The organism is Mesorhizobium sp. BHscii (assembly GCF_053848065.1).
Genome location: NZ_JBSPKW010000004.1, coordinates 33,672 through 53,584 on the forward strand (window position 1 = coordinate 33,672; position 19,913 = coordinate 53,584).

The following is a 19,913-nucleotide window of genomic DNA, read 5'->3' on the forward strand; positions in this document are numbered from 1 at the left end:
TTGTGGATTTCCGGGATTTGTCGATTTCCGGGATTGTTGATTTTCCCGACGGGCCTTGAGCCACGCCATTCTGGAATGGTTCCAGACTAGGCCGCATTGCCGATAAAAACAAATTGCCTTTCCTGTTAGTTGCGATAGGTTTTCCTTATGATAGGTCTCACCATCCGGCAGATGCAATATTTCGAGGCGCTGGCACAGACGCTGCATTTCGGCCGCGCGGCGAAGCTGGCCGGCGTCAGTCAGCCGGCGCTGTCCTCGCAGATCGCGGAGATGGAGCTGCGGCTGAATTGCCGGCTGTTCGAGCGCGGCAGCAAATCGGTTCGGATGACCGACGAGGCACTGGCCATGCTGCCGCGCATCGAGCGCATTCTTGCCGATATCCGCGAGATCGAGACCACGGCCCGGCGTGGCCGACCCGCCATGGAAGGACGCTTCCGGCTCGGCATCATCCCGACGGTGGCGCCCTATCTCCTGCCGCATGTGCTGCCGGAGCTGAAACGGCATTTTCCGGCCTTGCAGCTCGAATTGCGCGAAGCGGTGACGGCGTCCCTGGTCGAGGACACCGCCCTGGGAAAGCTCGACGCCTTCATCGCGGCCGTTCCCCTCGATCAGCCGTGGCTGATCACCGAGCAGCTTTTCTCCGACCGATTCTTCCTTGCCGTGCCGGCCGGCGATCCCGCATTCGCCTCGCCGCCGGTGCCGCCGGAAAGCCCGGCCTTGGAAAGGCTGATGCTGCTGGAGGAAGGCCACTGCCTGCGCGAACAGGCGCTTGCCGTCTGCGGCAGCGTGCGGCCGGTGGCAATGGCGAGCTATGGCGCAACCAGCCTGACGACGCTGCTGCAGATGGTGGCGCACGGGCTCGGCGTCACACTCATCCCGGAAATGGCCGCAGGGCCGGCCAGCGCCATGCGCGATTTGAAGATCGTGCCGTTCCAGGAACCAATGCCGCAGCGCACGATCTGCCTCGCCTGGCGGCGCAACAAGGTCCGGCACGACGAATGTCTCGAACTGGCAAAGATTATCCGCGGGCTGGATCAGGCGGTGCTGGCGGCGTGAGGATCAGAGGCGTCCGATTGACCTCAATCTCGCTTCCAAGCTGCGAGCAAGGGGCCTATGCTTCCATAAACAGGGTCTTTTCGGGACGGCCAACACTGGGGATCGTTACGACCGCCTTGGCAGCCTGCGCAGCAGTCCTACATTCGTCATGGGAGCCAGATGAACGACTTGCGCCGACTACTAAAAAGTCGGATGCGGAAACACAGTGGCGCTTGTGCCGGACCAAATGCCCGAGGTCCGATATCAGTGGCAGCGAAATTGGTTGCGTGAAGGGCGAGTTTGCATATTCTGGTTGTGGGAGAAGAGTTTACAACAACGGGAGGAATAAAATGTCCGACAACAAAATCTCGCGTCGCGGGTTCCTGGAAAAGTCTACCGCCATCACGGCCGGTGCGGCTGCAGCAACGACGCTCGCGGCCCCGGCCGTGCTGGCGCAGGCGCCGGTCACCATCAAGATGCAGACCTCCTGGCCTGCTTCGGACATCTGGATGGATTTCGCGCGGCAATACATAGAGCGCGTCGAAAAGATGTCGGGCGGCCGGCTGAAGTTCGAGCTCCTGCCCGCGGGTGCGGTCGTGGGTGCCTTCCAGGTGCTGGATGGCGTCAATGACGGCGTCATCGACGCCGCGCACACGGTCCCCGTCTACTGGTATGGCAAGCACAAGGCCGCGTCGCTTTTCGGAACTGGCCCTGTGTTTGGCGGCAGCGCCACCACCATGCTCGCCTGGTTCCACCAGGGCGGCGGCAAGGATCTCTACCGCGAGCTGACGCAGGACGTCATGGGCCTGAACGTCGTCGGCTTCTATGGCTTCCCGATGCCGGCGCAGCCGTTCGGCTGGTTCAAAAAGCCTGTCACCACCACCGCCGAACTGCAGGGATTCAAGTATCGGACGGTGGGCCTTGCCGCTGATCTCATGCAGAACCTTGGCCTCAGCGTGGCGCAGCTGCCCGGCGGTGAAATCGTGCCGGCCATGGAGCGCGGGGTTATCGACGCCTTCGAATTCAACAATCCGTCATCCGACCTTCGCTTCGGTTCGCAGGACGTCGCCAAGAACTATATCTTGTCGTCCTATCATCAGGCGAGCGAGTCGTTTGAATTCCTGTTCAACAAGGACGTATTCGACGACCTCGACGACGATTTGAAGGCCATCCTCGAATATGGCGTGGAGGCGGCCAGCACCGCGAACACCGCGCTCGCCCTCCACAGCTATTCAGCCGACCTGCAGAAGCTGCAGACCGAGCACGGTGTCACCGTGCACCGCACCTCCAAGGAGATTCTCGACGCACAACTCCAGGCTTGGGACAAGATCATCCCGACGCTGGAGGCGGATGAGTTCATGAAGCGGGTGCTCGATAGCCAGCGGCAATGGGTCGAACGCGTTGTCTACTACGAGCTGATGAATTCAGCCGACCTGACACTGGCATACGAACATTATTTCCCAGGCAAGCTGAAGCTCTAATTTCGCGCCTCCGCTTCGGCAATCCGGCGGTCTTGCGGACCGCCGGATTTGCATCTGACGGAATCCAGCACATGCTCCGCTACATTGCATTCGCCGATGAACTTTCGGCATGGTTTGGAAAGGTGTTCGCCTGGAGCGTCGTCATCATGACGCTCGGCGTGAGCTATGAAGTTGTCGTGCGATACCTGTTCAGCGCGCCGACCGCGTGGGCATTCGACCTCAGCTACATGCTCTATGGCACCATGTTCATGATGGCCGGCGCCTACACCTTGTCGCGAGATGGCCATGTGCGCGGCGATTTCATCTACCGTCTGTGGAAGCCGCGCACGCAAGCGGCGGTCGAACTTGTCCTCTACATCATCTTCTTCTTCCCGGGCGTCACGGCGCTGATTCTGGCCGGCTGGAAGTATGCCGCACGCAGCTTCCGCTATCTCGAGGTAAGCTCGAACAGTCCGGCCGGGATTCCGATCTTCCAGTTCAAGGCCGTCATCGTGGCGGCAGGCATCCTGCTCTTCGTGCAGGGGATTGCTCAGGTGTTCCGCTGCGTCGTCTGTCTGCGAACCGGAACATGGCCGCGGGCGGCTGAAGACGTGGAAGAGACCGAGAAGGTGCTGATGGAAGCCAAGACGCTCGATGTTCTGCATCACGGGTCGGAAGCAGTCGACCTTCCATTCCTCCACCCCGACGATGAACCCGACCGCGACGGAGAAGACAGATGAGCGATCCTCAGGTCGCCGTCGCGATGCTGCTCATTCTGCTTCTGGCGATCTTCCTTGGCTTCCCGGTTGCGTTCACTTTGATGGCGCTCGGGGTCGCCTTTGGCTACTACGCTTATTTAAATCCGGGACGCATGTGGCGCGCCTACGAACGGGCGGTTGAGGATGGTGCCGACGGCTGGACGCTTGTGGAGCATTGGGTCGGCGGCTTCTTCAACAACCGCATTTTCGATCTGTTCGTGAATCAGACTTATTCGGTGATCTCGAACGACGTGCTGACTGCTATCCCTCTGTTCCTGTTCATGGGCTACATCGTCGAGCGGGCCAATATCATTGAGCGCCTTTTCGGCACCCTCTATATCGCCACCCGGCACATTCCCGGCTCCATGGCGGTCGCCGCCCTCATCACCTGCACCCTTTTCGCAACGGCCACAGGCATTGTCGGCGCGGTCGTGACACTCATGGGCCTGCTGGCGTTTCCCGCCATGCTGAAGGCGCGTTACGACATCGGCTATGCCTCGGGAGTGATCTGCGCGGGAGGAACCCTCGGCATCCTCATTCCGCCGTCCATTCTGCTCATCGTCTATGGCGCGACGGCGGGTGTGTCGGTGGTTCGTATGTATGCGGCAGCCCTGCTTCCAGGACTGCTGCTCGCCGGCCTCTATCTGATCTATGTGGTGGCGAAGGCGGTGCTGCAGCCGCAGGTGGCGCCGAAGCCGACCCGAGACGAGGTAGGCCACTATTCGGTCCTGCAAATCAGCTGGATGCTGCTGACCTCCTTCGTCCCCCTGGCGGTCCTGATCCTCGCGGTGCTCGGCGCTATTCTCTTCGGCCTCGCCACGCCTTCGGAGGCTGCCGCTATCGGCGCGCTCGGCGGCGTCGTGCTGGCCGCCGCCTACCGCGCCCTGACCTGGCAACGCCTGAAGGAGTCCGTCTATTTGACGGCGCGCACGACCGCGATGGTCTGCTGGCTGTTCGTCGGCTCCGCGACCTTCGCCTCGGTCTTTGCCTATCTGGGAGGCCAGCAACTGATCAGCGATTTCGTCACCGGCCTCGACATGTCGCCGCTGATGTTTCTGATCGTCGCCCAGATCATCATCTTCATCCTGGGCTGGCCGCTGGAATGGACGGAGATTATCGTGATCTTCGTTCCGATCTTCCTGCCGCTGTTGGCGCATTTCGAGATCGATCCGCTGTTTTTCGGCGTGCTCGTCGCGGTCAACCTTCAGACGGCCTTTCTGTCGCCGCCCATGGCGATGTCGGCCTACTACCTCAAGGGCATTTCGCCGCCGCATGTTCAGCTTTCGGATATTTTCCGCGGAATGATGCCCTATATGCTGATCGTTATCCTGTGCATGGTCATCATCTACATCTTCCCGCAGATCGTGTACGGGCTGCCCAACCTGATCTACGGAGGCTGAGACGGGGATGCCGCGGCGAGTGGAGGACAATAGATGAATTTGAGCCGCTTCCTGGCCGTCTTGGCGTTTGTTGTCTTTCTGGCGTTTTTCGGCGTCGTAATCCGGTTCGTCCCGCATCCCGATCTAGGCGTTGCGGTCGGCATCGGCGTCCTCCTTGCGGGCTACGACCTATGGAGCCAGCTAAGGTCTCGCGCGAGGTAATAGCTGGATTGGGGCGGTCGCGGGGAAGCTGCATGGCTGCAGCGTCGATGCGGGCGAAGGCCGAACCGTCCGCTCGGCGTGAGAACATCAACTTCAATCAAATCATCGTGAGTTGCGCCGAACGCCCGGAACCGCCGACGCGTGCCCGGCATTGGTTTTGCGGATGAGTCTGCGTCCAGAACAAGGAGCAGTGTTATGGCTTACCGTGATTACATCCACACGCCGGTGACGCCGCGCGACATCCGATGGGGACTCCAGCAGGGTGCCGTTGCGGGCATTGTCGCAGGCCTCGTCTTTGCGGCGTTTGAAATGACCGCGAGTGCGTTCATGATGGGGGCGGAAGCGTTCTTCACGCCCCTGCGCATGATCGGCGCCATCGCGCTTGGACCGGAAGCTCTCGATCCCGGCTACCCGCTCTTGACGGCCAGCATCGCTGGCGTGGTCGTGCATTTGATCCTGGCCATCGTCTATGGGATTGTGTTCGGGGAGATTGCCGCAATGCTGCGAGGGCGAGCAGCCTTCGTTGGTCTCGGCAGCATCTTTGGCCTCGCCTTGTGGCTCGTCAATTTCTATGTGATCGCGCCGATCGCATTCCCCTGGTTTCTGCAAGCAAGCCCGGTCGTGCAGTTCATTGCCCACACATTTTTCTTCGGTACCGTCCTCGGCTGGTTCCTGTGGAAATCGCACGAGAGAAGCGGGCTCGAAGGACCGGCGGTTTAGCCTTGCCAGCACCGACCTGGCGCCGTCGGATTGAGGCTGAAGAGACAGCGGTGATCACCGGCGCTTCTGCTGGCATTGGGCGCGCTATTGTGCTGCGCCTCGCGCGGGAGGGTGCGAAGGTCGCTTTGATCGCCCGCGACAAGCCCGCTCTGAGCCAGCTGACAGTGGAAATCGAAGGTGAGGGCGGCGAGGCTCTCGCCATAGCCGCCGATGTTTCCGACGCGCCCAAGTATTCGCAGCCGCCGACGAGATCGAGTCAGCACTGGGGCCGATCGACGGGCAACCGCTCAATGTCATGTCCAACGATCTGGCATAGAAAAGCGGGCGGCTGGCTGCCCTACAACGATCAGGTTTTCGACTATCTCAAGCGGCAGCTCGACAAGATCGACCCCTCTTACCGCGACTGACGGACCCCCCAATCGACGAGCATGGAGAGCTAAAGTGACGAAAGTTGAGGTATTGTTCTTCGACGTCCTGGGGACCGTTGTCGATTGGCGCGGCAGCATAGCGGCGGAGGCAAGTTCTTTTCTGAAGCGCCACGATGCTTTGCATATCGACGCTAGTGCTTTTGCCGATGCTTGGGTCGGACGCTATGACGCATCGGTTGAAGACGTTCGCTGCGGTCGGCGGCCCTTTGTCCCGCTCGATCTGCTCAACATGGAGAACCTGGAAGCCTGTCTGAAAGGATATGGCTTGATGCCATCGGCTGTACCGAGCGCCGAACTGGAAAATCTCAATCTGGCTTGGCACCGCCTCAAGCCGTGGCCGGACTCGGTGGAGGGTCTTTTCAGATTGAAGGAACGCTTTATCGTCGCACCGCTGTCCGATGGGAACACCCGACTTCTGGTGGACATGGCAAAACATGCCGGGCTGCCATGGGATACGATCCTCGGCGCTGATGTCTCCGAGGCCTATAAGCCGATGCCACAGGTGTATCTTCGTGCCTGCGAGCTGCTGGGCGTGGAGCCGGACAGGGCGATGCTGGTTGCCGCCCACGACTACGATCTGGACGCCGCGCGTCGATGCGGATTGAAGACGGCGTATGTCGTTCGCGCAAATGCGCATGACCCGTCGAAGGCTGCCGTTGTCAAGCCGCGCGACGGTTGGGAATACATGGCAAATGACTTGATCGAACTCGCTGCAGTTCTGAAGTAGGTTGCGAGGGCCGCTCCGGCAGCCGGCAACAAAAGGCCGCGTTGTCCGCAAAGAGTCAGCACCAGCGTGCCGTACGGCTCGCCTACACGCCGAGCCACCGCTCGGCATGGTCGAGCACCACGAAAATGGTGATGAACATAATCGCACTCGAAAGCGCTCCGATAAGGATCCTGACGCTCAGCGAACCTTCGTCTACCGACAGCCCGCTGGCTCCGACTGCGACAGCCATCACCAGGGAAATGAAGGTGCGGAGCGGTCGAGTTGCCCGTATTGCAGAGCAAGCCAATGACATCGCCGACTATCACCCGATCGCCCAGCTTGATGCGAAGGCTGCCGCGCTGCGCAAGCTGGTGGCTGGACGGCCGCACTTGGGCGGCGAGCGGACAAGCTCTGGCAGCAATTGGCCGCAAATCGCGATGGAGCATCAACCGCGCCGCGCCGCCTCGATCGCGGCGACGTCGATTTTCACCATGGTCATCATGGCATCAAACGCGCGCTTTGCCTCGTCGCCGCCAGCCGCCATCGCGTCAGTCAGCACGCGCGGCGTGATTTGCCAGGAAATCCCCCATTTGTCTTTGCACCAGCCGCACACGCTCTCCTGGCCGCCGTTGCCGACAATGGCATTCCAATAGCGGTCGGTCTCCTCCTGATCATCGGTGGCGATCTGGAAAGAGAACGCTTCGTTGTGCTTGAACTCGGGACCCCCGTTGAGGCCGATACAAGGAAGGCCCGCGACTGTGAATTCGACCGTCAACACGTCGCCCTCTTTGCCGGCCGGGTAGTCACTGGGTGCACGGTGCACGGCACTCACCACGCTGTCAGGAAATATCTCGGAGTAGAAGCGGGCGGCAGCCTCGGCGTCCTTATCGTACCAGAGGCAAATCGTATTCTTTGCCATTGCGGGTTCCTTTCGCTTTGGGGCTGAGATTTCGGCCTTGTTTCCCCATCCGCTCTCTTCCGAAATAGGTAGCCAACCGCTTTTCTCCACCCCCGGAAGAGTCCGTCTCGCACGGGTGATCGCAAAGGGGCAGCTTACCTTAACGTCGCTGTCCGCTTTGGCCCGGGTTCCGGACGATAAGCGAAGGTCCGCTCCTGAAATGCGTCGGGAATGTTCGGAGCGTCCGCAAGGCGGACCAACATTGCGACGCCTAACCAGACGACAACAGGACTACGATGCTCCGCCGGTCCGCCCCTCAGGCGGTCTTCGGCGTCACCAGCCCCAGTTCGTCAACCATCGCCTCGCGCATGAGAAACTTCTGCGGCTTGCCGGTCACCGTCATCGGCAATTCGGTGCGAAAGCGGACGTGGCGCGGGATCTTGTAATGGGCGATCTGGCCGGCGCAAAAGGCCTTGATCTCCTGCTCTGTGGCGATCTGGCCCGGCTTGAGCACAATCCACGCGCAAAGCTCCTCGCCATATTTCGGGTCGGGAATGCCGAACACCTGCACTTCCCTGACCTTGGGATGGCGATAGAGGAACTCCTCGACCTCGCGCGGATAGACGTTCTCGCCGCCGCGAATGACCATGTCCTTGACCCGGCCGACGATGTTGCAATAGCCCTCGGCGTCGATGGTGGCGAGGTCGCCGGTGTGCATCCAGCCGTCGGGATCGATCGCCTCGCGGGTTTTTTTCTCGTCGTCCCAATAGCCCTTCATCACCGAATAGCCGCGCGTGCAGAGTTCGCCCGGCGCGCCGACCGCAACGGTGGCGCCATCGGCATCGATCGCCTTGACCTCGACATGGGGATGGACGCGGCCGACCGTCGAGACGCGTTTTTCCAGTGGGTCGTCGACGCTGCTCTGGAACGACACCGGGCTGGTCTCGGTCATGCCATAGGCGATGGTCACCTCTGCCATGTGCATCAGCGACACCACCTTCTTCATCACCTCGATCGGGCACGGCGAGCCGGCCATGATGCCGGTGCGCAAGCTGGTGAGATCGAAGGTGTCAAAATCCGGATGGTCGAGCAGGCCGACGAACATGGTCGGCACGCCGTAGAGGCCGGTGCAGCGCTCGCCCGCCACTGCCTTCAGCGTGGCGCCGGCTTCGAAGCCCTCGCCCGGGAAGACCATGGTTGCGCCCTTGGTGACGCAGCCGATCGTGCCCATCGACATGCCGAAGCAGTGATAGAGCGGCACCGGGATGCACAACCGATCCTCGACGGTCAGCCTGATCGCCGATGTGACGAAATTGCCGTTGTTGACGATGTTGTTGTGGGTCAGCGTCGCGCCCTTTGGCGCGCCTGTCGTGCCTGAGGTGAACTGGATGTTGATGGCGTCGCCGGGCTTCAGCCCCTCGGAGATCCGGTCGAGGCTGTCATGCTCGTCGCGTGCTGCCATCGCGAGAACGTCGGCGAAATTGAACATGCCGGGAGAATTCTCCTCGCCCATGCGGATGACGATCTTCAGCGCCGGCAATTTTTTCGACTCAAGTTTGCCGGGCGTCGCAGTCGCGATCTCCGGCGCGAGCGTCTCGATCATGCCGAGATAGTCGGACGTCTTGAATTTGGCGGCGGTGACCAGCGCTCGGCAAGCGACCTTGTTCAACGCATAATCCAGCTCAGTCAGCCGGTAGGCCGGATTGATGTTGACCAGGATCAGGCCGATGCGCGCGGTGGCGAATTGCGTCACCAGCCATTCCCAGCGGTTCGGCGACCAGATGCCGACGCGGTCTCCCTTTTCGAGACCGAGCGCCAGGAAGCCTGCGGCCAGGGCATCCACCGTGTCTGAAAGTTCGCTCCAGGTGAAGCGCTTGTCCTGTTCGACGAAGACCGCGGCATCGAGCGTGCCGTATCTGCTGACGGTGTCCGAAAGCAGCGCCGGGATGGTCTGCTGCAGCAGCGGAACGGTGCGCTCGCCCGACACATGCGCCCGGCCGTCGACCGGCGCGACAAATGTACCGCCGTTGCGCGGGCGGCGGCCGCGCAGACTGGTGGCATTCTTCAACTCGTCGAGATTGATCGGCATCGCCGTCTCCTCCGCAGACGAGGCCGAGTCTATCAGCCTGCCGGGGTGGTGGAAATCCCGTTGATGGTACTGGAGCGCCATCCCTCCCCCCTTGAGGGCCCCTTGAGGGGAGGGTGGACAGCCGCCGAAGACGGATGGACGGGTGGGGTCGTTTGCGGCAGCGCTCGACGTGAGACGACCCCACCCGCCTCGCTCCGCGAGGCACCCTCCCCTCAAGGGGGAGGGATTGCGCCTGCCATCTTCGCCGCGATGTCGCGCAGAACTGCTTCATCCGCAGCGGCGCGGATCTTCCGCGATGCGACAAGGCAGGCCTGCGAGCGCAGAATGACGCCGTCGGCCAGCACCTTCAGATGGTTGGCGCGCAGCGTCGAGCCTGACGTTGTGATGTCGACGACGACATCGGCCAATCCCGCCGCCGGCGCGCCTTCGGTGGCGCCCAGGCTCTCGACGATGCGATAGACCTGGATACCGTGCTTTTGCGAAAAGAACTGCTGCGTCAGCCGCCAGTATTTGGTGGCGATCCTGAGCCGCCTGCCGTGGCGCTGTCGGAAATCGGCGGCGACATCGTCGAGATCGGCCATCGTATCGACATCGAGCCAGATGTCGGGCACCGCCACCACGACATCGGCGTTGCCGAAACCGAGGCGGGCGACGATCTCCGCACGCGCCTCCCAATCGGCGAGGCTTTCGCGCAACAGATCCTCGCCGGTGATGCCGAGGTCGACCGAGCCCTGGCCGATCTCGCCTGATATTTCGGTCGCCGACAGAAACGCCACCTCGACGCTCTCCACACCTTCGATGCGGGCGCGGTATTTACGCTCGTCGCCGGGCAGGCTGACGGCAAGCCCGGCGTTGGCCAGCACCTCCAGCGCCTGCTCCTTGAGCCGGCCCTTCGACGGGATCGCCAGCGTGATCATTGCGCCTTCTCCCGCAACGCTTCGATGCGGTCGAGCCAGACGGAAAAGCCGACGCCGGGGATCGGCGTTTTCGCGCCGAGCAGCGTCAGCAAGCGGTCATAGCGGCCGCCGCCGGCCAGCGGCCGGTCGCCGTTTTCCGCCGCGATCTCGAAGACCAGACCGGTGTAATAGTCGAGCGGACGACCGAAGGCGGCGTCGTAGCGGATTTTTGCCGTGGGCAGGCCAAGAGCTTCGATCGACTTTGCACGTGCGGAAAAATTGTCCAGCGCCGCGCCCAGCGAAAGCCCGGCGCCGGCCGCGAACGTTTCGAGCGCCTGTGCGGCGCCGTCAAGCGCTACGTCGATCGCCAGAAAATCCTTCAGCGCCGAAAACGCCTCGTTCGACAGCCGCACGCTGCGCAGTTCGGCCTTTTCGATGAGCCGCCTAGCAATGTCGGCCGGCGAGCGCCCGGCCGACGCCGACAGCCCCGCTTGCTCCATGCCGCCGGCGATGTGCGACGAAAGCCCTTCCAGGTCGCCATTGAGGACAAGGGCAGCGACTGGGCCGGCGAGCTGGCCGTTGCGTGGCGGGTTGGCGAGGTCGGCAAGCGCTGCCTCCAGCATCGCCGCCGAACCGAAAGCCCGGGCCAGCCGCATGCGCCAGCCGCGCGGCAGGCCGAGCGCGGCGAGCACCGCTTCGAATATGGTCTGATCGCCGAGCGTGATCGCCAGTGCCTGGTCCGGCAGCACCAGCGAAAGCAGCGCATGCGCATCGGCCAGCGAACGCGCGTCCGCTTGCGCCGTGTCGCGGTCGCCGAGATCCTCGATGCCGGCCTGGAAGAATTCATTGCCGCCCTCGCGACGCTGGCGAAACACCTCGCCGAGATAGGAATAACGGCGCGGCGTGCCGGCCTGGCTGGCGATATGGTCGAGGCAGACCGGAATGGTGAATTCCGGCCGCAGGCAAAGCGTCTGTCCGGTCTCGCTTTCGGTGAGGAAAATACGCCGGCGCAGATCCTCTCCCGCCATGTCGAGGAAGGGGTCGGCCGGCTGCAGCACCGCGACTTCCACCGCATGCGTGTTTCGCGCGGCGAAGAGCGCCGCGATGTCCGCGGCGATGGCGGGGTAACGGGAGGTCATGGGACCCCACCTTGCCTTCTCCCCTTGTGGGAGAAGGTGGATTGGCGCGAAGCGCCAAGACGGATGAGGGGTGCTGGAAGAAATGAGGCGTCGGCGCTCCCTGGAGCACCCCTCATCCGACCGAGCTTCGCTCGGCCACCTTCTCCCACAAGGGGAGAAGGGGAGACCGGCGCCCTACTTGCCACGCGCTCGCTCCTCGGCCTGCGCCGCGAGTATCTTCCTGACCTCGCCAACCAGCTCGCTTTCCGCCACCGTCACCTGCGCCGGGCGTGCGGCGCGCCATTCGGCGTTGTCCGCAATCTCCGCCGACATGCGGGCGCCCTCGATCAGGTCCTTGATCTGCACCTCAGCCTTGGCCCGCTCGTCGCCGCCCTGGATGATGGCGACCGGGCTGCCGCGGCGGTCGGCATATTTGAGCTGCGCCTTCATGCCGGCGCCGCCAAGATACATTTCGGAGCGGATGCCGGCGGCGCGCAGCTCGGCCACCAACTTCTGGTAGCGGCCGAGGCTTTCGGTGTCCTTGTCCATGGTGAGCACGACGACCGGCGCGACGACATCCGACATGTCGAGCTTGCTGAGGTTCTTCAGCGCCGTCATCAGCCTGGAGACGCCGATGGAAAAGCCGGTCGCCGGCACCGGCTCGCCACGAAAGCGCGAGACGAGGCCGTCATAACGCCCGCCACCGCCAACCGAGCCGAAGCGCACGATTTTTCCCTCTTCGTTGGGGATTTCGGCCAGGAGCTCGGCTTCGTAGACCGGACCGGTATAATATTCGAGACCACGAACGACGGAACGATCCATAACTATTCGGTCTTCGCCATATCCAGCTGCCCTTACCAAGTCTTCAATGGTTGATAGTTCGGCAACGCCTTCGTTGAAGGACTGGCTGGCTCTCACTGCGGAGACCGGGTGTCCTAAATCACCTAGCTCAGGCTTCGCCGTAGCGTGAAGGATTGCCTCAGCTTGAACGTTGTCCAGCCCGGCGCCCTTGGTAAAATCACCGCTCTCGTCCTTGCGTCCGGTGCCAAGCAGCAGACGAACCCCCTCGACGCCCAGCTTGTCCAGTTTGTCGATCGCCCGCAGCACCGTCAGCCGGCGGCCGACGTTCTCGTCGCCACCGAGGCCGATCGCCTCGAGCACGCCGTCGAGCACCTTGCGATTGTTGACCCTAATGACGTAGTCGCCGCGTTTGATGCCCAGCGCCTCCATCACGTCGGCCATCATCATCGCCATTTCGGCGTCCGCCGCCACACCCGGCGTGCCGACCGTGTCGGCATCGAACTGCATGAACTGGCGGAAGCGGCCGGGGCCGGGCTTCTCGTTGCGGAACACCCAGCCGGAGCGGTAGCTGCGATAGGGTTTAGACAGACGCTCGAAGTTCTCGGCGACGAAGCGGGCCATCGGCGCGGTCAAATCGTAGCGCAGCGAGAGCCACTGGTCATCGTCGTCCTGGAAGGAGAATACGCCCTCGTTCGGCCGATCCTGGTCGGGCAGGAATTTGCCCAGCGCATCGGTGTATTCGATCATCGGCTGCTCGACCGGCTCGAAGCCGTAAAGCTCATAGACCGAGCGGATCGTCGCCATCATCTTCTCGACGGCGCGGATATCGTCGGCGCCGCGGTCGACAAGCCCGCGCGGCAGCCGCGCTTTCATCTTTTCCGATTTGTCGGCCATCGTATGGGTACTCGGTGTTTCCTAGCGTTCCGTGGATCGGCAAAATTACTGAATTTCCACAGCGCGGGTGTCCTAACCGATGCAGCCGGGAGCGGCAAGGGTTTGTACCTTTCCTGAAACACACCGGGCCAAAACGAAACAATTCCGCCATGAGCGCGGCATCGTGCCGACACAATCGCAGCCGATAAAGCGCGCCGAAACAAGGGGTTCGAGCCATGACCACGGCACGGCAATTCGACATCATCGACAGCGGCGCCCGCGAGCTGCCCCGGCTGCGGCCGGCCGATCATCATGCACCGTTGCCTGCAACCCAAATGGCGGGACCGTTCGAGGTTGCCACGGACGAGCGTACAGGACCGACCATGCGCGATGCGCTGGTGACCGGCCTGCTGGTGATCTACCCAGCCCTTGCCACGGTGGCGGCCATCGTCGCCGGGCTTTTTCTGGCCGGCGCCAGCGGCGCTTGAGTTTTTGAGCGCCCTGCCTTCTCCCCTGTGTGGGAGAAGGCAAAAAGGAAGCTCACTTCGGCCGCTTGAACGCCTTGCGCTCCGCCTCGACCTGCTCGCGGCAGACACAGCCCTCGAGATGGTCGTTGACCAGCCCCATGGCCTGCATGAAGGCGTAGACGGTGGTCGGGCCGACAAAGCTCCAGCCGCGTTTTTTCAGCTCCTTTGAAATCCGCACAGAGACCGCCGTAGTCGGGTTGGCGCGCAGATGCGCGAGATCGATGACTTCGGGCCGCTGGTCCGGGCCGGGTTCGAACTTCCAGAACCAGGCAGCCAGCGAGCCGGCCTCGTCGGCCATTTCACGGGCGCGCTTGGCGTTGTTGATGGTCGAGACGATCTTGCCGCGGTGGCGGATGATGCCGGCATTGGCGAGCAGGCGCTCGACGTCCTCGTCGGTGAAGGCGGCGATCTTGTCGATATCGAAGCCGGCGAACGCCTCGCGGAAATTCTCGCGCTTGCGCAATATGGTCAGCCAGGACAGGCCCGATTGAAAGCCTTCGAGGCAGATCTTTTCGAACAGCCTGCGGTCGTCGGTGACCGGGCGGCCCCATTCATGGTCGTGGTAGTGCAAATAATCCGGCAGATTTCCGTGCCAGAAGCAGCGCGCGACACCGTCGGGTCCGGAGAGCAGGCCTGTCTTCTCATCCATGGCAGAATTCCATTCGTTAATGCGTCTCAGCGCTGCCTTTACCGCGGCTTTACCAGATTCCTGAACCGGCCGGTAACCACGCCGAAAGGTTTACTGACAATGGAGCATTTTACGCATTCCGATTCACGTTTCGGTTGCCGCTCCGCGCCCAATGTCCGCGAAATCGGGGACGCTTTTGGGCCCCGGCGTGTTCGATGATCAAGGTGCGTTCCGATGAAGACACTTTTGTTCCCGCTGCTCGGCGCCGCGGCCGTACTGGCCGCTGCCGCTACATCCTCCAGCGCCAATGACCGCTATGCCGACAGGCCGCCAGTGATGGTGAGCCCCGACCTTTCGGCGCCCTGGGTGCTGCAGCTCGGCCGCGCGCCGGGCATCGTCCGCCAGAACCGGCAAGAGATGCAAAAGCCGCAGCGCCGTTCTCAAAGGCAGGCGCAACCGGCTCAGCTGCATACGGCGGCGATGCAGGCGCCGGCCAAGAAGCGCCTGCTCGCGCGGCCGCAGATCAACCCGATCTACCTGCCGCAGCAGGTCGCCTATGACGGTCCGGAGAAGCCGGGCACGATCGTCATCGATACGAGGGAGAATTTCCTTTATCTGGTCGAGAACAACGGCAAGGCGAGGCGCTATGGCGTCGGCACCGGCAAGCCGGGCTTCGAATGGGCCGGCAAGCACAAGATCTCGCAGAAGAAGGCCTGGCCCGAATGGCGACCGCCGGCGCAGATGATCTCGCGCGAGGCCGCCAACGGCCGTTATCTGCCGACCTATGTCGCCGGCGGCGTCGAGAACCCGCTCGGCGCGCGCGCGCTCTATCTCGGCTCGACGCTCTACCGCATCCACGGCACCAACCAGCCCTGGACGATCGGCGGCGCCGTGTCGTCGGGCTGCATTCGCATGCGCAACGAGGACGTCGTCGACCTCTATGAGCGGGTCGATGTTGGCACGACGGTTGTGGTGATGTAATCTGCAGTTGATTTTGTTGCCGATTCTGTCCAGAAGACTCTGGATCATCGGATACGGGGGACGGGCCGTGTGGGGATGCGGCCAGTCAAGAAAGGGCGGCGCGGCAAACCGCGCTGCCCTTTCTGTTTCTAGAGCGCGACAGGATCACGTCTGGCAGTGTCAGCTTTGACCGGTAGGTCGCGCCCGGGGTATGGCGGTTCGCATTCTCGCTGCCATTCTTCTCGTTATTTTGCTATGTCGGCTGCAACGTTCCCAGACAAAGGCCAATCTACATGCCCCTGTCCGATGACAGCCGCTATCTCAAAGGCGGCCCGGTCGCCCAACGCATCATCGCCTCGGTGCGCGAGGATGCAGCGATCGCCACCGCAGAAGGTTTTCCGCCCAAACTGATATCGATCACCGTCGGCGACACCGCTGCGGTCGACGTTTATGTGCGCAACCAGCGCGCCAAGGCGGCATTGGCCGGCATCGGTTTCGAGGAAAGACGGTTTGCCGCCGACATCACCGCCGGCGAACTCGAAGCAGCGATCCACGGTCTTAATGCCGATCCGCGCGTCACCGGTATCATCATCCAGCGGCCGGTGCCCGTGCATATCCCGATCAAGACGCTTCAGGCGGCGGTGCATCCGCTCAAGGACGTCGAGGGCATGCACCCGGCCTCGATCGGCAACATCGTCTACAACCAGCTCGACCTTGCACCGTGCACGGCGGCCGCTTCGGTCGAACTGCTCAAGGAGACCGGCCTCGATCTGAAGGGGCTCGAGGTCGTCATCGTCGGCCACTCCGAGATCGTCGGCAAGCCGATCGCCTTCCTCTTGATGAGCAAGGGCGCGACGGTGACGGTCTGCCATCACATGACGCGCTCGGTGGCAGCGCACGCGCGCCGTGCCGATGCGCTGTTCGTCGCCGTTGGCAAGCCGCGGCTGATCAAGGCCGACATGGTCAAGCCGGGTGCAGCCGTCATCGACATCGGCATCAATGCCGAGACAGGACCGGACGGCGAGAGCCGCATCGTTGGCGACGTCGACGCCGAGAGCGTCAAGCATGTCGCGTCCTGGATCACGCCGGTGCCGGGCGGCGTCGGCCCGATCACCGTGGCGATTCTTTTGCGCAACACAATGGTGGCGCTCAGCCGCCAACGCGCACGCTACCAGGCGACCTACGGTGTGGTGGACAAGCTCGCGGCGGAATAGGCACGTAGCGGCAGGCCTCCTCACCCAGCCTCCGCTTCGCTCGGCTGACATCTCCCGAGGGGAGAGGAGGCTTTCAAGGCCGGCACCAGTCTCTTGTCCCCAACGGGGAGAAGGTGGCAGCCCACGGGTCTTGCCTCCGGCAAGCCCGAGGACAGGCTCCGCGGCCGGATGAGGGGGCTCGCCTCAGAACTGTCCCGTCACTCCGCTGCCACGACTGCCCTGTTGTCCGGAACGCCTTCCGGCCTCGGTCCGCCATAGGCCCAGTCGAGCAGTTTTACCGTGTGCACCACCGGCAGCTTCGCCGCTGACGCAATCTGGGTGATGCAGCCGATATTGCCGGTGGCGACGATTTCAGCACCTGTCGCCTCGATATTCCTGACCTTGCGATCACGTAGCTGAGCCGAAATCTCGGATTGCAGGATGTTGTAAGTGCCGGCCGAGCCGCAGCACAGATGCCCCTCGCGCGGCTCGCGCACGATGAAGCCCGCCTTGGCCAAAAGCTCCTTGGGCTGGCGGGTGATCTTCTGGCCGTGCTGCATCGAGCAGGCAGAGTGATAGGCAACGATGGTGCCGGGCTTGCGCACCGGCTCGGGCAGGTCGAGACCCACCAGATATTCCGTGATGTCCTTGGCCAGCGCCGACACGCGCGCCGCCTTGTCGGCATAGGCCGGATCGAGGCGCAGCATGAAGCCGTAGTCCTTGATGGTGGTGCCGCAGCCCGACGCGGTGATCACGATGGCATCCAGCCCTCGCTGGTCGATGGCGCGCGTCCAGGCGTCGACATTGCGCCTGGCCGAGGCAAGCGCTGCCCCCTCGCGGCCCATGTGATGCACCAGCGCGCCACAGCAGCCCTCACCCTCGGGAACCACGACCTCGACGCCCAACCGCGTCAGCAGCGCGATCGTCGTGTCGTTGATGCCGGGATCGAGCACGGATTGTGCGCAGCCGGTGAGAATGGCGACGCGGCCGTTTTTTGCGGCGCCCTGCCCGGCATGGATGCCCGGCGAAGCCATTGGCGAGGCCGCAGGAACCGACGCTGGGGCAAGCTTGAGCATCGCGCCCAGCGGCTTCAGCGCCGGGATCTTTTCGAACAGACCGGCGAATGGCTGCGCGAGCCTCGCCAGCTTGAGCGCAGCGCGAAAGCGCGAGGGATAAGGCAGGACAAAGGCCAGCATGGCGCGCGTCAGCCGATCGAGCGGCGAGCGCCTGTAGGTCTCCTCGATATGGACGCGGGCGTGGTCGACCAGATGCATGTAATTGACGCCCGACGGGCAGGTTGTCATGCAGGCGAGGCAGGACAGGCAGCGGTCGATATGGGTGACGATCTGCTTGTCAGCGGGGCGACCGTTCTCCAGCATGTCCTTGATCAGGTAGATCCGCCCGCGCGGCGAATCCAACTCGTTGCCAAGCGTTACATAGGTCGGGCAGGTGGCCGTGCAGAAGCCGCAATGCACGCATTTGCGCAGGATCTTCTCCGATTCCGCGACATGCGGATCGGCAAGCTGGGCAAGCGAAAAATTGGTCTGCACGCAAAAATCCTATAATCCCAAGAACCAGCTTTCCGGGTCTTTGACCGGCTCGCCGCGCTGCAGCGCCTGCAGGCCGAGAATGCAGCGGGCAATGAACCAGACGGCGACGACGAACATCAGCGCGACGCCTATCGCCACCATCATCAGCACAACCGAGATCAGCGCATAAAGCAGACCGATCCAGAAGGTGCGGATCAGGAATGTATAGTGGCTCTCGACGAAGCCGCCTGCTTTGCCGCGGTTGATATAGGCCAGCACGATGCCAACAATACCGGTGACGCCGACGACGAGGCTGGCGAGATAGAGGATGTAGATGACCAGCGCGTTGGTCGAACCCGGCTCCAGCCAGCGGTCGGTCTGGCGCGGCGCGGGTTTACCTGAATCGGTCGGGCCTGGATTGATGTCGCTCATAATGCTGCTCCCTCGGTTGCCGTCCCAAGAGTAGCAGAGCTTGCAGCCGGTGCCATACGGCCGGGATTGAGGATATTCTTAGGATCGAATTCGGCTTTGAGCCGCGCCGACAACGCTGCCAGTTGCGGCGCCTGCGGCTCAAACACCGGCACAGCGGCGCGATGCGAAGGCGCCGCGCGCACCAGCGTCGCATGGCCGCCGCCATACTGTCTCACCAGGCCGCGCAGAAGATCGGCTTCGGGATCGCCATGCTCCATGCGCAGCCAGATCAGTCCGCCCTGCCAGTCATAGAAGGCATCGGCCGCCGCCTGCATGCGCAGCGCCAGCACCATCTGGTGACCTTGCGCCGGCGCCATCGAAACGCGCCACACCGGCTTTTCCAGGCCGTCGGCAAACGGCGCGCAATCTCTGATGTCGCGCCAGACGGAATGCGAGATATCGCCCGAAATCTCCTCGAGCGGGCCGGCATTTCCGAGCAGGTCTTTCAGCGCGGCGATGCGGTAGGCGACCGACGGGCCGAACCCCTCGACGCGCAGCAATGTCGCCGCGGCATTGCCGAGGCTCCCGCCGGCGACCCGCGCGGCGACGCGTTCGGGAAGATGGGCCGCACTCGACACTTCGGCGCTGGAGCCGAGCGCCAGCGCCATGGCGGCGGCGGCATGATCGTCGAGCAGGCCGCGCAGAGCGAGCGTGACTTCGGTCTCGGCTGATGGCAGCACCTTGAAGGTGACGTCGGTGAGGACGGCAAGCGTGCCCCAGCTGTTGGCCATGAGTTTCGACAGGTCGTAGCCGGTGACGTTCTTGACGACGCGGCCGCCGGACTTGAAGGCCTCGCCGCGACCGGAAACCGCCGCTACGCCGAGAATATGGTCGCGCGCCGCCCCCGCCTTCAGCCGGCGCGGGCCGCAAAGGTTCGCAGCCAGCACGCCGCCGATCGTGCCTCGCCCTAACTCACCGCCGAGCAGCGGGCCATAATCCAGCGGCTCGAAGGCCAGCTGCTGGCCGTTTTCGGCAAGCAGGCTTTCGATGTCGGCGAGCGGCGTGCCGGCTTTGGCCGACAGCACCAGTTCGGCCGGCTCGTAGAGCGTCACGCCGGACAGTTTCGACAGGTCGAGCGTATGCTCGGTCTGCAGCGGACGGCCGATACCGCGCTTGGAACCATGGCCGAGGATTTCGAGCGGCGAGTCTTCGGCGGCGGCCCAGGCAACGGTGGAGAGGGTTTCGGCTGCGGTGGAGGGAGTGAAGGTGGTCATGGCTATCT

20 protein-coding genes are annotated in these 19,913 nt (G+C 63.1%); 10 read left to right on the forward strand and 10 right to left on the reverse strand.

The features are described from left to right. The first annotated feature begins 147 nt into the window (after positions 1–147). The 7 genes from ACWTU7_RS07460 (at position 148) to ACWTU7_RS07490 (ending at position 6,729) form a co-directional block, all read left to right on the forward strand. Positions 148–1,056, forward strand: coding sequence for a hydrogen peroxide-inducible genes activator (locus ACWTU7_RS07460; protein WP_455838513.1), 909 nt, complete (start codon positions 148–150; stop codon positions 1,054–1,056). Between the two features lie 329 nt (positions 1,057–1,385). Beyond that, positions 1,386–2,516, forward strand: coding sequence for a TRAP transporter substrate-binding protein (locus tag ACWTU7_RS07465; RefSeq protein WP_455838512.1), 1,131 nt, complete (start codon positions 1,386–1,388; stop codon positions 2,514–2,516). A 71-nt stretch (positions 2,517–2,587) separates the two neighbouring features. Next, on the forward strand, positions 2,588–3,235 hold the full coding sequence (locus tag ACWTU7_RS07470) for a TRAP transporter small permease subunit (RefSeq protein ID WP_455838511.1): 648 nt from the start codon (positions 2,588–2,590) through the stop codon (positions 3,233–3,235). Continuing rightward, entirely contained in the window at positions 3,232–4,653 is a 1,422-nt protein-coding gene (locus ACWTU7_RS07475; protein ID WP_455838510.1) for a TRAP transporter large permease, read from the forward strand. Before ACWTU7_RS07470 ends, ACWTU7_RS07475 begins: the two co-directional genes overlap by 4 nt. A gap of 396 nt (positions 4,654–5,049) precedes the next feature. After that, complete coding sequence (locus ACWTU7_RS07480) at positions 5,050–5,574, forward strand: hypothetical protein (protein WP_455838509.1); 525 nt, start codon at positions 5,050–5,052, stop codon at positions 5,572–5,574. Positions 5,575–5,624: 50 nt separating this feature from the next. After that, positions 5,625–5,981 (forward strand): SDR family NAD(P)-dependent oxidoreductase, encoded by a 357-nt coding sequence (locus ACWTU7_RS07485; protein WP_455838508.1) that lies wholly within the window; start codon positions 5,625–5,627, stop codon positions 5,979–5,981. 34 nt (positions 5,982–6,015) lie between these two features. Further along, positions 6,016–6,729 (forward strand): haloacid dehalogenase type II, encoded by a 714-nt coding sequence (locus tag ACWTU7_RS07490; protein WP_455838507.1) that lies wholly within the window; start codon positions 6,016–6,018, stop codon positions 6,727–6,729. 82 nt (positions 6,730–6,811) lie between these two features. On the opposite strand, the gene ACWTU7_RS07495 is transcribed toward ACWTU7_RS07490, so the two are convergent. The 6 genes from ACWTU7_RS07495 to hisS all read right to left on the reverse strand — a co-directional run bounded on the left by ACWTU7_RS07495 (position 6,812) and on the right by hisS (position 13,404). Further along, complete coding sequence (locus ACWTU7_RS07495; RefSeq protein ID WP_455846503.1) at positions 6,812–6,958, reverse strand: hypothetical protein; 147 nt, start codon at positions 6,956–6,958, stop codon at positions 6,812–6,814. 195 nt (positions 6,959–7,153) lie between these two features. Beyond that, complete coding sequence (locus ACWTU7_RS07500; RefSeq protein ID WP_065010942.1) at positions 7,154–7,627, reverse strand: VOC family protein; 474 nt, start codon at positions 7,625–7,627, stop codon at positions 7,154–7,156. A gap of 295 nt (positions 7,628–7,922) precedes the next feature. Beyond that, positions 7,923–9,695 (reverse strand): AMP-binding protein, encoded by a 1,773-nt coding sequence (locus ACWTU7_RS07505; protein ID WP_455838505.1) that lies wholly within the window; start codon positions 9,693–9,695, stop codon positions 7,923–7,925. A 212-nt stretch (positions 9,696–9,907) separates the two neighbouring features. Further along, the gene (gene hisG / locus ACWTU7_RS07510) at positions 9,908–10,612 is read right to left on the reverse strand and encodes an ATP phosphoribosyltransferase (RefSeq protein ID WP_455838504.1); all 705 of its coding nucleotides are present in this window, start codon (positions 10,610–10,612) and stop codon (positions 9,908–9,910) included. Beyond that, entirely contained in the window at positions 10,609–11,730 is a 1,122-nt protein-coding gene (locus ACWTU7_RS07515) for an ATP phosphoribosyltransferase regulatory subunit (RefSeq protein ID WP_455838503.1), read from the reverse strand. The genes hisG and ACWTU7_RS07515 overlap by 4 nt, the downstream gene beginning before the upstream one ends. A gap of 174 nt (positions 11,731–11,904) precedes the next feature. Beyond that, positions 11,905–13,404 carry a histidine--tRNA ligase gene (gene hisS / locus ACWTU7_RS07520; protein ID WP_455838502.1) on the reverse strand — a complete coding sequence of 500 codons (1,500 nt, stop codon included), beginning with the start codon at positions 13,402–13,404 and terminating at the stop codon, positions 11,905–11,907. Between the two features lie 215 nt (positions 13,405–13,619). On the opposite strand from hisS, the gene ACWTU7_RS07525 reads away from it, so the two are divergent. Beyond that, a complete protein-coding gene (locus ACWTU7_RS07525; protein WP_455838501.1) occupies positions 13,620–13,871 on the forward strand; it encodes a hypothetical protein in 252 nt (83 codons plus the stop codon). 52 nt (positions 13,872–13,923) lie between these two features. Here the strand turns inward: ACWTU7_RS07525 and ACWTU7_RS07530 are convergent, their stop codons facing one another. Further along, positions 13,924–14,559, reverse strand: a complete 636-nt coding sequence (locus ACWTU7_RS07530; RefSeq protein WP_455838500.1) for a DNA-3-methyladenine glycosylase I — start codon at positions 14,557–14,559, stop codon at positions 13,924–13,926. A 213-nt stretch (positions 14,560–14,772) separates the two neighbouring features. On the opposite strand from ACWTU7_RS07530, the gene ACWTU7_RS07535 reads away from it, so the two are divergent. Together ACWTU7_RS07535 and ACWTU7_RS07540 are read left to right on the forward strand one after the other, a co-directional pair. Next, positions 14,773–15,519 carry a L,D-transpeptidase family protein gene (locus ACWTU7_RS07535; protein ID WP_455838499.1) on the forward strand — a complete coding sequence of 249 codons (747 nt, stop codon included), beginning with the start codon at positions 14,773–14,775 and terminating at the stop codon, positions 15,517–15,519. Positions 15,520–15,791: 272 nt separating this feature from the next. Beyond that, the gene (locus ACWTU7_RS07540) at positions 15,792–16,712 is read left to right on the forward strand and encodes a bifunctional 5,10-methylenetetrahydrofolate dehydrogenase/5,10-methenyltetrahydrofolate cyclohydrolase (RefSeq protein ID WP_095519004.1); all 921 of its coding nucleotides are present in this window, start codon (positions 15,792–15,794) and stop codon (positions 16,710–16,712) included. Positions 16,713–16,909: 197 nt separating this feature from the next. Here the strand turns inward: ACWTU7_RS07540 and glcF are convergent, their stop codons facing one another. The 3 genes from glcF to ACWTU7_RS07555 are packed head-to-tail and all read right to left on the reverse strand — an operon-like array spanning position 16,910 to position 19,905. Then, positions 16,910–18,241, reverse strand: coding sequence for a glycolate oxidase subunit GlcF (gene glcF / locus ACWTU7_RS07545; RefSeq protein ID WP_455838498.1), 1,332 nt, complete (start codon positions 18,239–18,241; stop codon positions 16,910–16,912). Positions 18,242–18,250: 9 nt separating this feature from the next. After that, a complete protein-coding gene (locus ACWTU7_RS07550) occupies positions 18,251–18,652 on the reverse strand; it encodes a DUF4870 family protein (RefSeq protein ID WP_455838497.1) in 402 nt (133 codons plus the stop codon). Further along, positions 18,649–19,905 carry an FAD-binding protein gene (locus tag ACWTU7_RS07555; protein ID WP_455838496.1) on the reverse strand — a complete coding sequence of 419 codons (1,257 nt, stop codon included), beginning with the start codon at positions 19,903–19,905 and terminating at the stop codon, positions 18,649–18,651. The genes ACWTU7_RS07550 and ACWTU7_RS07555 overlap by 4 nt, the downstream gene beginning before the upstream one ends. Positions 19,906–19,913: the final 8 nt, after the last annotated feature.

What these genes read in the sequence shown, in the direction of transcription:
- ACWTU7_RS07460 (WP_455838513.1), top strand. Translation starts at nt 148, where the DNA reads ATGATAGGTCTCACCATCCGGCAGATGCAATATTTCGAGGCGCTGGCA.
- ACWTU7_RS07465 (WP_455838512.1), top strand. Translation starts at nt 1,386, where the DNA reads ATGTCCGACAACAAAATCTCGCGTCGCGGGTTCCTGGAAAAGTCTACC.
- ACWTU7_RS07470 (WP_455838511.1), top strand. Translation starts at nt 2,588, where the DNA reads ATGCTCCGCTACATTGCATTCGCCGATGAACTTTCGGCATGGTTTGGA.
- ACWTU7_RS07475 (WP_455838510.1), top strand. Translation starts at nt 3,232, where the DNA reads ATGAGCGATCCTCAGGTCGCCGTCGCGATGCTGCTCATTCTGCTTCTG.
- ACWTU7_RS07480 (WP_455838509.1), top strand. Translation starts at nt 5,050, where the DNA reads ATGGCTTACCGTGATTACATCCACACGCCGGTGACGCCGCGCGACATC.
- ACWTU7_RS07495 (WP_455846503.1), bottom strand. Translation starts at nt 6,958, where the DNA reads ATGGCTGTCGCAGTCGGAGCCAGCGGGCTGTCGGTAGACGAAGGTTCG.
- ACWTU7_RS07500 (WP_065010942.1), bottom strand. Translation starts at nt 7,627, where the DNA reads ATGGCAAAGAATACGATTTGCCTCTGGTACGATAAGGACGCCGAGGCT.
- ACWTU7_RS07505 (WP_455838505.1), bottom strand. Translation starts at nt 9,695, where the DNA reads ATGCCGATCAATCTCGACGAGTTGAAGAATGCCACCAGTCTGCGCGGC.
- hisG (WP_455838504.1), bottom strand. Translation starts at nt 10,612, where the DNA reads ATGATCACGCTGGCGATCCCGTCGAAGGGCCGGCTCAAGGAGCAGGCG.
- ACWTU7_RS07515 (WP_455838503.1), bottom strand. Translation starts at nt 11,730, where the DNA reads ATGACCTCCCGTTACCCCGCCATCGCCGCGGACATCGCGGCGCTCTTC.
- hisS (WP_455838502.1), bottom strand. Translation starts at nt 13,404, where the DNA reads ATGGCCGACAAATCGGAAAAGATGAAAGCGCGGCTGCCGCGCGGGCTT.
- ACWTU7_RS07525 (WP_455838501.1), top strand. Translation starts at nt 13,620, where the DNA reads ATGACCACGGCACGGCAATTCGACATCATCGACAGCGGCGCCCGCGAG.
- ACWTU7_RS07530 (WP_455838500.1), bottom strand. Translation starts at nt 14,559, where the DNA reads ATGGATGAGAAGACAGGCCTGCTCTCCGGACCCGACGGTGTCGCGCGC.
- ACWTU7_RS07535 (WP_455838499.1), top strand. Translation starts at nt 14,773, where the DNA reads ATGAAGACACTTTTGTTCCCGCTGCTCGGCGCCGCGGCCGTACTGGCC.
- ACWTU7_RS07540 (WP_095519004.1), top strand. Translation starts at nt 15,792, where the DNA reads ATGCCCCTGTCCGATGACAGCCGCTATCTCAAAGGCGGCCCGGTCGCC.
- ACWTU7_RS07550 (WP_455838497.1), bottom strand. Translation starts at nt 18,652, where the DNA reads ATGAGCGACATCAATCCAGGCCCGACCGATTCAGGTAAACCCGCGCCG.
- ACWTU7_RS07555 (WP_455838496.1), bottom strand. Translation starts at nt 19,905, where the DNA reads ATGACCACCTTCACTCCCTCCACCGCAGCCGAAACCCTCTCCACCGTT.